The 12,888-nt window shown below is 52.3% G+C and carries 8 protein-coding genes; 4 read left to right on the top strand and 4 right to left on the bottom strand.

Annotated features, from left to right (window positions below; translation table 11 throughout):
• Window positions 1-2: 2 nt before the first annotated feature.
• From CJA_RS06845 to CJA_RS06855, 3 genes are all read right to left on the bottom strand, one after another.
• A complete protein-coding gene (locus CJA_RS06845) occupies window positions 3-683 on the bottom strand; it encodes a transglutaminase-like cysteine peptidase (RefSeq protein WP_238526838.1) in 681 nt (226 codons plus the stop codon).
• 211 nt (window positions 684-894) lie between these two features.
• Window positions 895-2,970 carry a GGDEF domain-containing protein gene (locus tag CJA_RS06850; protein WP_012487034.1) on the bottom strand — a complete coding sequence of 692 codons (2,076 nt, stop codon included), beginning with the start codon at window positions 2,968-2,970 and terminating at the stop codon, window positions 895-897.
• Between the two features lie 22 nt (window positions 2,971-2,992).
• Window positions 2,993-4,225, bottom strand: a complete 1,233-nt coding sequence (locus CJA_RS06855; RefSeq protein ID WP_238526839.1) for a sugar ABC transporter substrate-binding protein — start codon at window positions 4,223-4,225, stop codon at window positions 2,993-2,995.
• A 362-nt stretch (window positions 4,226-4,587) separates the two neighbouring features.
• On the opposite strand from CJA_RS06855, the gene CJA_RS06860 reads away from it, so the two are divergent.
• Window positions 4,588-6,804 carry an alpha-amylase family glycosyl hydrolase gene (locus tag CJA_RS06860; RefSeq protein WP_012487036.1) on the top strand — a complete coding sequence of 739 codons (2,217 nt, stop codon included), beginning with the start codon at window positions 4,588-4,590 and terminating at the stop codon, window positions 6,802-6,804.
• A gap of 150 nt (window positions 6,805-6,954) precedes the next feature.
• Window positions 6,955-8,286: an alkaline phosphatase gene (locus CJA_RS06865; protein ID WP_238526840.1), complete on the top strand. Its 1,332-nt coding sequence runs from the start codon at window positions 6,955-6,957 to the stop codon at window positions 8,284-8,286.
• 5 nt (window positions 8,287-8,291) lie between these two features.
• Here the strand turns inward: CJA_RS06865 and CJA_RS06870 are convergent, their stop codons facing one another.
• A complete protein-coding gene (locus tag CJA_RS06870; protein WP_041551235.1) occupies window positions 8,292-10,499 on the bottom strand; it encodes an FdhF/YdeP family oxidoreductase in 2,208 nt (735 codons plus the stop codon).
• Window positions 10,500-10,703: 204 nt separating this feature from the next.
• Between CJA_RS06870 and creB the strand changes: the two genes are divergently transcribed.
• Complete coding sequence (gene creB / locus CJA_RS06875; protein WP_012487040.1) at window positions 10,704-11,426, top strand: two-component system response regulator CreB; 723 nt, start codon at window positions 10,704-10,706, stop codon at window positions 11,424-11,426.
• Window positions 11,423-12,850: a two-component system sensor histidine kinase CreC gene (gene creC / locus CJA_RS06880; protein ID WP_012487041.1), complete on the top strand. Its 1,428-nt coding sequence runs from the start codon at window positions 11,423-11,425 to the stop codon at window positions 12,848-12,850. The genes creB and creC overlap by 4 nt, the downstream gene beginning before the upstream one ends.
• Window positions 12,851-12,888 lie beyond the last annotated feature (38 nt).

Below are 12,888 nucleotides of genomic sequence, written 5' to 3' on the forward strand. Positions count from 1 at the left end.
AACTAATCGCCTTTTGCAGAAATCTGATTAATGTCAGGGGCGGATGATGGTGCAGGGGAGGGAAGGTTAAAACCCTCAGCCTGTATACGGGTCAACAGGTCGCGCCAACGCGATAGGCGCGCCGTCGGGTCGGTTTGCGTTTGACGATTGCCTACCCACAGGCCCTGACTATTAAAACTGAATACCGGTTGAAGGTCGGGGCGGCGATTGGCCGGTTCAATCGTTGCAAGCAGGTTGTCGAGAATCAGTGGCGTTGCATCGGCGCTCGGGTAATAGCCAAGCACCATATGTGCCTGGAAGAGGCGGCTGTGGGAACCGCCGACTTGCGCCTTGACATAAATCAGGCGCAGCTGTTCTACAGGCACTCCCAGTGAGAGCAGGGACAGGTATTTGGCGATAGTGTAGTCCTCGCAGTCACCCGCCCGCACCCCCATAAGTTCAAGGGGCGTTGCCCAGTAATCGCTGGTTTTCCACAAGGGCATATCGTCGCTGTAGCGAATATGTCGATTGAAAAATTGATTGATCGCGGTGAGCTGTTGCTCGATAGGGAGCTGGCGTACCTCGTCGAGTTGGCGCTGCCATGCCTTGAGCAAGGCAAGTCCATCTTCACCGTAGCGCGCCTGCATTTGCACCTGCATGCGATGCATATCCAGGGGAATGCTGGCGGCTAATGCAAGGCTCAATCCCAGGCACAATAGCAGCAACAGGTGTCGCAGGTATCGGCGAAACCCGGTTGGACGGCCTGGCCTGTATAACGTCCCAATCATCATGGATAAACCGAATGTCCACGTGCTATTGAAACGGTTGCATGGCCGGCGACAGCAAGCCGCGTAAAGGTCATAAAAAGCTCAAGTGAAAACGCTGGGAACAGGTGCAGGAGTATAACGCCAGCCACTAATGACCAGACAGGTTTTTGTAGTGTTTTTTCTTTTCGAAATACATTCGCTCATCGGCAAGGCTGAGCAGGTTGCGCAAAGAATCCTGGTCGGTACTGGCATAGCCCAGGCTGAAACTGATCGGTAATAGCTGGTCGTTGATATTCATCGTCAATTGGGCACTGACATCGCGCATACGGATGGCAAATTTCTCACAGGTATCCGCAGAGGCATTCTCCAGGATAATGTAAAACTCATCGCCCCCCACACGTGCCAGGGTATCGTTAGCGCGTACAACCTGCTGGATCGCGTTAGCGACGATTTTAAGCATTTCATCGCCATACTGGTGCCCATAGTGATCGTTGATAAATTTCAGGCCATTCACATCGATCACAAAAACGCCGAAATGGGTCGCCGGGTTATTATTGTTAAAACGATTGAGCATTTCGCTGAATTTGGAAGTGAAGTAATGGCGGTTGGGCAGGCGAGTCACTGAGTCTATATGTGCCAGGCGATGCAGTTTGGTATTGAGGGTATGTTGTTTGATCGCTGAAACCAGCATGGTACTTAATACCATCAAGGCTTCGCTTGAGTGCTCGCTGTGTTCACTGCGTTCAGTAATTAAAAAGCCCTGGTAACTGGGGGTAGATGAACCTATCGGAAAGAAATGCAATTGCGGTGTGTTCTTGGCCAGGCGCAACAGGGAGGCATAGTCATTGAGTTGTGCATGTTGGGCACGAAGGAATGCGCGAGATTTTTCCTGCAGTTGATCCAATTGTTCATAACCGGAAAAAAACTCACTGCGCAACAGGTAAATCCCCAATTGCTGGTTGCAGATACTGTCTGCCAGCGCCAGGGTCATCGGCCCCAACTCATCCAGTGAGGCAATCTGCTGGACCTCAATGGAATACTGCACCAGCCGCTGTAATGACTCGCGTTGGTCATCCAGCAGTGCAATATTTTTCTTTAGCGCCTCTGTGCGCTCTGCCACCTTATCTTCCAGGGTTGCATTGGCATCGTGCAATTGCTGGAATTGTTGGCGAATGGTGGTTTCCATATCGCTGAGTAATTGAAAAGCTTCCGAAAACTCGTGGTATTGAACCGAGTGGGTATCCACGGCGTCTCCGGGCGCTTCCTGGAAATTGCGCTTGCTCATCCGGTTGGTGACCTGACTGAGCAGTTCCAGTGGGTGCGCCAGCTTGTCGGCCAGTTTTTTAACCACAATTAGCATCAGTATCATAAACAGCAAGGCTGCTGCTGCCTGGGCGCGGTAGCCCATGAGTACCTGTTTCATTACCCCCTTGGGCGATCGTCCCACTTCCAGTGCCAGGCGTTTTTGTTCATCCAATCCAATGATTAAGGGTGCCTGGTGGGTATTGATTTCGATATCCTGAGTATTGGTTCGCTCTTCAAAGAGTAATTGTTCCTGGTTCAGTAAGCGCAATAATTCCGGCTTATTGGTTTCGTTGTAATCGAGGCCGCGCATTAATTTGGTGATACCGACATTCACCAGCAGCAATCCGTTGACCTGGAACGGTTGGGAGAGTGAGTCGCTGGCCGATAAGATTGGGCGGATAAAAACCAGTTGCGGTTCAGTATTGTCCTGCGGAGTGACGATAAACAGGCGCGGGCGCGGATCGCTGATAGAGCTGGGTGAGGAAACGACTGCCTGCATAAAGGATTCGTAGATGGATAGATCATCGGTGAGTGCCCAGGTGGGCAAGACCTCAATCGGAAATAACTCCTTGTCGATCAGCATAACGCTATTGCTAGCCGGGTTATGTCCCAGGAATTCCTCGATCTTTTTAACTGATATGGGCGTCAGTATGGGCATGGACAGTGAGCGGATCACCGACCCATCGCTGGCGATGCGATCCAGGTCGCCCATCAGTTGTCGCAGGTTTTGGGTGAGCACAAAAGACGCGCGTTCTGTTTCATAGGCAAGTTCACGCGCATTACTTGCTAGTCGCTGCTCGTAATCATTGCGCAGTTGGTAAGCACACAGCATAAGGATAGGGACAGACACAGCCGTCCACACCAGGGCCAGCACCGTGTGACGAAAGCTGCGCAGGCTAAGTTTTGCAAGTAATGACACACCAGTACCTGATAATGATTAATTAAGGTGGGGTACCCGTTTGTGCGGCTGACTCCCTTTGTGACATACGCTGTGCGTTGCGAATATGTCGCTCAGCTAACTGTTGCATATAGCGTGCGGCGGCAGCACCATCAAGTGCGCCTTCGCGGTGGCGCAGATAACCTTTACCTATGGCGTCCCAGATAAACGTCATTTCCTTGTCGGCGGGCAGGGGTTTTGTATCTGCCATTAATTCGATGGTTTTTTTCAGGTATCCCTGGGCGTGTTGGCGGGCGTATTCAAACGCTGAGTTTTCCACTGGAATGGCACCACTCAATGCCCAGAGGCGTTTTTGTACATCCGGGCTTTGTAGATAATTAGCCAGCTTAATCAGCAGGTCGCGCTTCGGGCCTGTTAAGCCATGATTGGGAAAGGCAATCACGTGGGTGGAGAAGGTCGGTTGCATTTTTTTGCCTTCGGCCATGGGAATTGCACTGACACCCAGGTTATCACCCAGGGCATCGTGGAATTCTTTTCCAACCCAGTCGCCGTTGATGGTGTAGGCAACTTTACCGGTTTTAAATAAATCAACCGCACATTGGTAACTGCAATTGGGGTAGGGCAGGTCGCGAGCGCGAAGGCTTTTATAAAAGTCCAGGGCGGCGGCCATCGCGGGTGTATTGAGTTCCACTTTGCCATTGTTCAGCGGCCATCCGCCGTAGGCACCTAAAAAGGGTAAGAACCAGTAAGACTCATCAAAACTCCAGGCAATGGTGTCTATGCCTTTTTTAGCCAGCTCGGCTTTTTGGGCAAACATGGTATTCCAGTCGGCAGCAGGCTCCGTCACCAGGTTTTTGTTGTAAAACAGCATCAGGTGATTGCCCTGTATCAGCGGGGCGCCGTAAATTTTTCCATCGCAATAACTGCTGCCCCAGATCCGCTCCGGAATCTGAGCCGTAAAATCTTTTGGATTGATTTCGCTGTATTTGATAAACGCATAGAGCCCGACATGGTCGGCGGGCATGATGATGACGTCGGGTGTGTTGTTGGTTTCCACCATGCCCATCAGGCTGGACTTGAGATCATTTTGCTCTTTGAATTCCAGTGATACCGCAGTTTTTTCGGCTTTACCGAATTCATTGAGTACCCTGGCAAAGTGATCCTTGGCATAGGTGTAAATGATCGTGAGTTCATCGCTGGCATGGGTTGTTGCCGAACTGCAACCCAGGCATACGCCAAGCATTAAAAAGCCAAGCAGTCTTTTAGGGAAAGACATGGGTAATCTTGCCAAGTATTTCATAGGATTCGGATGTAATTAGGATGGTTAGAAATTCGATATCCATAAGGCGGTATTTCCTAGTCTAGAAGCAATAGTGGTATTTGACGAATAATCCATGAATGAAAAAGCAAAAAAATGTGCCACAGGTAAGAGCGCGAAAAATGTGTAGACCCGATTGCTAAATAGTCAAGTCGCCAAAAACAACATCAATAAATCTTTACATACGTATTCATGGTTGACCATGTTGATTTGCATGCATGAATACGTATGTAGAGTTTTGCCTTAGTCTTTGCTTATTTCATCCAATAGCGATCCCTCGGATTTTAATAATCTTTAATAAGCTCAACTAAGGTAAGGCTATGAAACTCAAAACTCATCTTCTGGTTTTCTTGCTGGCAACGTCAGCAAGTGCTCAAGCGGAATGGTTTCTCAGGGGGACCCACAATAGTTGGGCAGCAACCCAAATGAATTCCGGCGGTACCAATACCATGGTGTTGAATAATGTGGTCTTCAGTGCAGCGGGCAGCATCAAATTTGATCGCTGGGGCGACTGGTCAGAAAACTACGGTGTTGGTGGACTTGGGGGCAGCAATATTTCCGTCGGTGCCGGCACCTGGGATATCCGCTTTTTTACCGATACCAAAAACTGGTCTATTTCCGCCGTGGCGAACTACCACCTGCGCGGCACCTTTAATAGCTGGGCTGAAGGTACCTTGATGACCCGTGTTGGCACTTCCAGTGTCTACGAGAGTTGCCAGAATTTTACCGGTGGCGATGGCGGCGGTGGCCCGCGCTTCAAGATCGACCCTAACGGCGGTTGGGGCGATGCGATTCCTGCCAGCGATTATGTGGTGAGTGTTGGCTGGACAAAAATCACCTTCGATAGCAGCAATAACAGTATCAGCGTGCAGGAAAACCTGGCGGCAAATTGCGGTGTGTCCAGCAGTTCATCCAGCAGTGTTTCCTCCTCGTCTTCGGTCAGCAGCAGCTCCAGTTCCAGCTCTTCTAGTTCCAGCAGCTCCAGCAGTTCAGAGTTTGCGGATTTCCGGGCACGCACTATCTATTTCGTTTTTGTGGATCGTTTTGCCAACGGCAACACCAGCAACGACAACGGCTTTAATGCGGCGGCCACCTCGACCGTGAAATCAGCCGGTAACCAAAGTGAATGGAAAAAATATTGGGGTGGTGATATTGAAGGTTTGATTTCCAAACTGGATTACCTCCAGGCGTTGGGTGTGAGTGCCATCTGGGTAACGCCCTTGGCAGACAATATTAACGCGGGCACCGAAGGTGGATACCACGGTTACTGGGCGCGCGATTTCTATGAAGTTGACGAGCACCTGGGTGATTGGGCGCTGGTTGATGAACTGGTTGCGCAGATGGAAGCCAGGGGCATGAAACTGGTATTGGATATTGCCCCCAACCATTCCAACCAGGATGACCAATATGAGTTCGGAGCCCTGTATAAGGAAGGCGCCTTCATTACCGATTTCGCCAGTGGTAAAAACACCTGGTATAACGGCAATGGCGCTATCGCCGATTGTGGAGACACCAATCCTGCCACTACCTGCCCGGGTGAGTGGGATGATCCCTGGTCTTTCCGCAATAAGAGCCTGTATAACCTGAGTGATTTTAAACACGGCACCAGCTCTAACAGTATTGCGGACCAATACCTGATTGATGCGGCCCTGAAATGGATGGATCACGGTGTCTATGCCTTCCGTATTGATGCGATCAAGCATATAGAGCCCAGCTTTATTAATCGTTTCAGCGCGGCGGTCAGGGCTAAAAATCCGGATACCTATATCTTTGGCGAGTGGTACAACGCCGGTGCGGGTGACTCACTGTCCATGCAGTTCCTCAACGAGCGTCGCGGTTCCGAGTTGCTGGATTTCAGGCTGAGAAATACGATTGAAGATGCAATTGCCGGCAATATCACCATGACCGATTTGAGTGCCCATGTGCAGTCGCGTCCGACCGCCATGAATGGTTACGACAGTTGGCAGGCGATTTTCCTGGATAACCACGATGCAACCCGTACCAGTGTTTATCTGCAAACGACCGGTAATACCAATCATGGTACCGGTAAGGGTATGTCCAAATCTTTTGCAGATGCTCGCCAAAATATGGGTATGGCACTGGTCATGACCTTGCCCGGTATTCCAACTATCTATTATGGCTCCGAGCAGAACTCCACCTGGTTTACAGCGAACAATGATGGTGAAGTTGGTCACGATCCCTACAACCGCGAGATGATGCCATCCTTTAGCCAGACTACACCTGCGTTTACCATGATCAAGGCTCTGGCAGATCTGCGTAAAGTGAGTCCGGCAATCCAGCGCGGTAGTTACGCTGAGCGTTGGGTCAATGCTGATGTGCTGGTATTCCAGCGTCAGCAGGGTGCTGATTGTGCTGTGGTTGCCATGAACCGTGGTTCAGCGACTAGCATTACTGTGCCTAACCTGTGTTTGGCAAACGGTGCTTACACCAGCAAGGTGGGCAGTGATGTGGTCAACATTACCTCCGGCTCCGGTGTATTCAACCTTTCGCAAAATGAAATTGTTGTACTTCACTAATAATACTGACTGGATTTAATTTGCAGTCATGAGTGATCAAAAAACCAGGGTGTCTTTAATCGGCCCCTGGTTTTTTATGTTCTATCTTTAGCATGAAATACAGTCTGTTTGGCTAGTAGGGGTATTTTCACGATGTTTTCAGCAGGTTCTTTGTATCGTTCCCTGGGTTTATTCGGCGCATTGTTTGCCCAGTCTGCAGGCGTCGCTGCAGCACCTGTGAGTATTATTTTTGTGATTGGCGATGGCATGGGCCCGAGTTACACCACCGCCTATCGCTATTTTGCGGACGATCCTGCGACAGCGGATATAGAGACCAGTGTATTTGATGAGTTATTGGTGGGTATGGCACGTACCTATCCGGGCGACTCAACATTGGTAACTGATTCGGCCGCTGCGGCAACTGCATTGTCCACCGGAGTTAAAACCCGTAACGGTGCTATAGGTGTCGATGAGCATCACAAGCCGGTGCAGACACTGTTGGAGGCGGCCAAGGCCCGCGGTTACCAAACGGCGATGGTGGCAACCAGCCCGATTACCCATGCAACCCCGGGAAGTTTTGCCGCCCATGTCGGGCACCGCAGTGAAAACAACGAAATCGCAGACCAGTATTTCGACCAGCGCATAGACGGCCGTTTTAAATTGGATCTATTACTGGGGGGCGGGCGACAATATTTTGAACGCAAGGATCGCAACCTGGTTAAGGAATTCCGCAAGCATGGTTATGCCTTTGCCGGCGATTGGCAGCAGCGCCATAAACTCAAACGCTTACCGGCCTTGGGTTTATTTGCGCCTGAAGGTATGCCCTCTGCATTGGATAGCGAGCAGCCACTGCGCTTGCAGCAAATGACCGAGCAGGCATTGGACCTGTTGGGTAAAAAACCCTTTTTTTTATTGGTAGAGGCGAGCCAGATTGATTGGTGCGGCCATGCCAATGATATTGCCTGTGCTATGGCCGAAATGCGCGATATGGATGGTGCCCTGCGTGTCCTGAAAGCCTATGTGGACAAACATCCTGACACCTTAATGGTGGTGACCGCTGACCATGGTACAGGAGGGCTTTCTATCGGCGCCAATGGAGTTTATGACTGGGATGTGGCCAGTATCCGTGGCATTAAAGCCACGGCCAATCGAATTGCCGACCAACTGTTGGCAGCCGATGAAAACTGGCAGGAAATCTGGTTGCAATTGACGGGAATGAACTTGTCCGAGGCAGAGCAACGCTCTTTGCAGCGCTGGATTCCCCACTCGCGGCTCAGCGGGGAAGACGCACCTCAACAGCATAACCCTGCCGCTGTTAAAGGCGCTCTGGTGGCGCAGGTATTGACGCTTATCAACAAGCGTACACACACAGGCTGGACCACCAGCGGCCACACCGGAGAGGATGTACAGGTTTTTGCCTATGGCAAAGGCCATGAGCATTTTGCCGGTAATTTAAATAACACCGACATTGCTAAACACCTGTTCAGGGTATTTGCTAAATAAGCCAATTACGACGGTGTGGGATAAATACGCACCGCCACGGATTTAAATGCCGGTGTCTTGCTGCGTGGGTCGTGAGTACGACTGATTAATACATTGGCCTCCGGGTAATAGGCCAGCAGGTTACCCGGAGGCACATCAAAGGCAAATACGCGCACTGCTTCCATTTTTCCCTGCGCGGACTCCACATCGACCAAACTGTCACCGCCCATACCCAGCCTGTCCATATCCGCGCGATTCATTAACACGGACCAACGTGTGTCAGTGCCGCGATAGGAATCTGTCTCTTCGTAGATAATCGAATTGAATTGTCCTTCACTGCGAATACTGGCCAGTAAAAACGGAAACTCGGTTGAGGTTTTGTCTTCCGGCAGGGGGGTGACGCGAAATTGTGCCTTGTGCGATGGCGTGTGGAATAAGGGTTGATCCAACAGACGATTGGCCACGGTGAATTCCTGTTTGCTGCTGCCAATCTCTTTTAATGCTTCCATGCCGGGAACCGTCGCCGCGATAGCCGCGCGAATAGAGTCGTGTCGCTTGAGTGCCTGGAAGTCCAGCGGTGCATCCGGCAGCAGGCGTTTACCCAACTCACACAAAATTTCCACTTCAGGTTTTACATTGCCCAGGCGGGTGATACCGCCATCGCTCAGGCGCACATAATTGAACATGGATTCCTGGGTAGTGCTTTGCCATTCTTCATCGCGTGCGGTTACCGGTAATATCAGGGCCTCGCTGGTTTCCATGCCACTCACATGGCCATGGTTGAGTGTGGTGGTGAGATAGATTTTGCAGCCAATGCGATCCAGTGCTTCACGTGCCCAGGTTGTGTCGGGGGTGGCAGACAGTAAATTACCGCCCATGATCAGCGCGGTATCGATTTTCCCCGCATGGGCCGCTTCGAGGCAGGCGAGGGTATCCATACCTTCACTACGCGGTAGTTGGATATGGAAATGTTGCTCCAGTGCATGCAACACATCCTCGGCCAGAATGGGCTTAACGCCGACAGTTCCTATTCCCTGAACATTGCTGTGGCCGCGCAAGGGCAGTAGCCCGGCAGCAGGTTTGCCGATCATGCCGCGCAGCAGGGCCAGGTTGGCAATCGCCTCCACATTTTCCACACCGTGAAGGTGGTGGGTAATGCCCATGCCCCAGGCAAAAATAGCTTTATCTGCGCGGCTGTAGGCATCCGCCAGGGCGCGGATACGGCCTTCATCAAGGTCACAGGTATGGCAGAGGTAGTCCCAGGAATGTGCGTGTATATCTGCTGCAAAGGCATCAAAGCCCTGGGTGTGCTGTGCAATAAACCCTGTGTCTATATGGGCGCTTTCCAACAGCGCTTTGGCGATAGCTTTTAACAGGGCGAGGTCGCTGCCAATGTTGGGTTGTACATACTCAGAGGCAATCCAGGTGCCGCCACTGAGCATGGATTTGGCACTTTTGGGCACGGCAAAGCGCACCAGCCCCGGCTCCCTGGCCGGATTGATCACAATCACCTGGCCACCGCGTTCACGGCAATTTTTTAACTGGTGCACAAAGCGTGGATGGTTAGAGGCCGGATTGGCGCCGATCACAAAAATGCAATCGCATTCGCCCACATCCTCCAGCGATACCGTTGCAGTGCCACTGCCGATCACGTTGTATAAACCAACACCGGTAGCCTGGTGGCAATAGTAGGAGCAGTTATTGATGTTGTTGGTGCCGTACAGGCGCGCGAGTAATTGCAGGACAAACCCGGCTTCATTGGAGGAGCGGCCGGAAGAATAGAAAAAACTGCGCCCTGCCGATGTCCGGGCGAAGGCGCGCGTCATTTTATCCAGGGCAAATTCCCAACTGACGGGCGCGTATTTATTGCTATCCGCGCTTTTAAACAGCGGATTATTTAAGCGCCCGAGGTGTTCCAGTTCATAGGCACTTAACTGCTGGAAATCTTCCAGGGTATGGGCAAACAAGTCGGTGGGAATCGGCGGTTGTATGTCGGTGGATTGGGCCTGGATACTCTTGTTGCACACCGAGGGAAACTCATCCTTTTCATTGGTCATACCGCCATGTTGGCCGCCCATCCCCAAGCCGCAGGCCTTGCAGGTATTCTTGCTGTTGAGCGCTTTGGCAGAGTTAAGCAAGCCAATACGGGCGACAGTTTTGAGGGTATAGAGAACCTTCTTGGGGCCGCCGCCGACAATAGTGACTGGCTCGGCGGGAATAGGGGGCGTACTCATGGCGACATCATCCGGACAGGGGCTGTCCGGGCAGGGCCCGGCAGCAGGTGCATGCCATCAGGTTAGGCGTGGTATCGGTGGTTTGCAATACGTTAAATGGCGGCCTGCGGTTGTCAGCCCCGTTAATCTGTGATTCCATGAAACGCACGCGTGCCGCCGTTTGGCACTACCTCCCCCTTATAAAAACTGCAGGGAACCCACCCGGTGTCTGTACCCCATATCCTTATCCTTGAAGATGAGCCCTCGATTGCCGAAAGCCTGGTCTTTGTCCTGGAGTCCGAGAGTTTTACCACCCATTGGGAAACCCTGGCGTCCAGGGCCTTGGCGTACCTGCAGGCATCCCCCCAACGACAGCCTGTGGACTTGGTGGTGATGGATGTCGGCCTGCCGGACATGACCGGGTTTGAAGCCTGCAAACAGTTGCGTAGGTTTTCCGAGGTGCCGGTGATATTCCTGACCGCACGCGGCAGTGAGTTGGATAGGGTCGTGGGCCTGGAAATCGGCGCCGACGATTATGTGGTCAAGCCGTTCAGCCCGCGCGAATTAGCGGCCAGGGTCAAGGCGATCCTCAAACGCACCCGCCAGGTGGGGGCGACGCTGGCAAGTGCAGCAGCGGATGTGCAGGACGCTAGTGAATTTGTAATCGATACGGAACGCAAGACCATTCACTACCATCAACAGTTGCTGGGCCTGACACGCCTGGAGTTTTCCCTGCTACAGGCCATGGTGATGCAGCCGGGGCGTGTCTTCAGCCGCGAACAATTGCTCGATGCCCTGGGTATCAGTACCGATGCGGGTTATGACCGCAGTATTGACGGCCATATCAAGACCCTGCGCGCCAAATTGCGCGCGCTAAAGCCCGGTGCAGAACCGATCAAGACCCTGCGCGGCTTCGGTTATGCCTATCAACCGGATAACCTGCAATGACACTGAGTGCGCGCATTTTTATTGTTTATATCCTGTTTGTTGCAGCGTGCAGTTATTTTGTGTTGCGCACGGTGATGGAAGAAATTCGTCCCGGTGTGCGCCAATCCACCGAAGAAACCCTGGTGGATACGGCTAATTTACTGGCTGAATTTTTGCGCGAACCATTACTGCACCATCAATTGCAATCCGACGCTATTCAAAAAGTGCTTACCGCCTATGGCCAGCGCCAGCCCAATGCCCGTATCTGGGGCGTTAGCAAACAGGATGTCAGTCACCGTATCTATGTCACCGATAGCCGGGGCATTGTCTTATTGGATTCAAAACACCTGGCCGTTGGCCAGGATTATTCGCGCTGGAACGATGTGTATTTAACCCTGCAGGGAAAATACGGTGCGCGCTCCTCGCAGGAAATCGATGGTGATGAAAGCTCCAGCGTGATGTATGTAGCGGCGCCGATTCAGCATGAGGGCGAGATTATCGGTGTGGTGTCCGTCTCTAAACCCAATCGTACCCTGCAGCCTTATATTGATCGTACCCAGCGCCGTTTGGGATTGTTGGGCGCGGGCTTGATTGTACTGGGGCTGGTATCCGGTGCGCTGTTTTCCTGGTGGTTGAGCCGCGAGCTGCGCCGCTTGCGCGAATACGCCTTAGCTGTCAGCCAGGGGCAGCGGGCGCTATTGCCGATCAGTTTGATCAACAGCAGTGAACTGGGGCAATTAGCCCGGGCGTTGGAATCCATGCGTACCCAGCTGGAGGGCAAAGCCTATGTGGAACACTATGTGCAAACCTTGACCCACGAGCTGAAAAGCCCGCTCGCCGGTATTCGCGCTGCCGCGGAATTATTGCAGTCCCCCATGGGTGATGCGCGTCGACAACAATTTATTCATACCATCGACCGTGAAAGCCTGCGTTTGCAGCGCTTGATCGAGCGCCTGCTCAACCTGGCGATGGTAGAGCAACAGCAGGCTTTGCACGACCCCAAACCGCTCGCTGTTAAAGCCCTGATTGAGGAATTACTGGCATCGCGGGCAGCCTCTATTGCGCTGCAACAGATACAGGTCGATCTGTTGGGTGATGAGGATACTGTCATTGTCGGCGAGCAGTTTTTGGTGCATCAGGCTTTGCTCAACCTGCTCGATAATGCGCTCGACTTTACTCCGCCTGGCGCTTGTATCCGTTGGCAGTTGAGTCAGCAGCAGGGCGCTCAGGTTATCGCTATCAGCAATGAGGGCGAACCCATTCCCGAGTTTGCCCTGGCCCGTGTGACGGAACGTTTTTTCTCCCTGCCCAGACCCTCCAGTGGCAAAAAAAGCACCGGGCTGGGCTTGAGTTTTGTCCAGGAGGTCATGAAGCTGCATGGCGGGCAGCTCCTGGTCGAGAATTTGCCAGACGGTGTGCGCGTCTCGCTCAAATTCCCCACATAAATTCCACCATTTCCCCATGAAACGCCCACACAAGCGCG

Origin of the sequence: Cellvibrio japonicus Ueda107, from assembly GCF_000019225.1 — a bacterium.
Lineage (GTDB): Bacteria > Pseudomonadota > Gammaproteobacteria > Pseudomonadales > Cellvibrionaceae > Cellvibrio > Cellvibrio japonicus.

Excerpts from the sequence above, each read along its gene's own strand:
- CJA_RS06855 (WP_238526839.1), bottom strand. The coding sequence starts at position 4,225 with ATGTCTTTCCCTAAAAGACTGCTTGGCTTTTTAATGCTTGGCGTATGC.
- CJA_RS06860 (WP_012487036.1), top strand. The coding sequence starts at position 4,588 with ATGAAACTCAAAACTCATCTTCTGGTTTTCTTGCTGGCAACGTCAGCA.
- CJA_RS06870 (WP_041551235.1), bottom strand. The coding sequence starts at position 10,499 with ATGAGTACGCCCCCTATTCCCGCCGAGCCAGTCACTATTGTCGGCGGC.
- creC (WP_012487041.1), top strand. The coding sequence starts at position 11,423 with ATGACACTGAGTGCGCGCATTTTTATTGTTTATATCCTGTTTGTTGCA.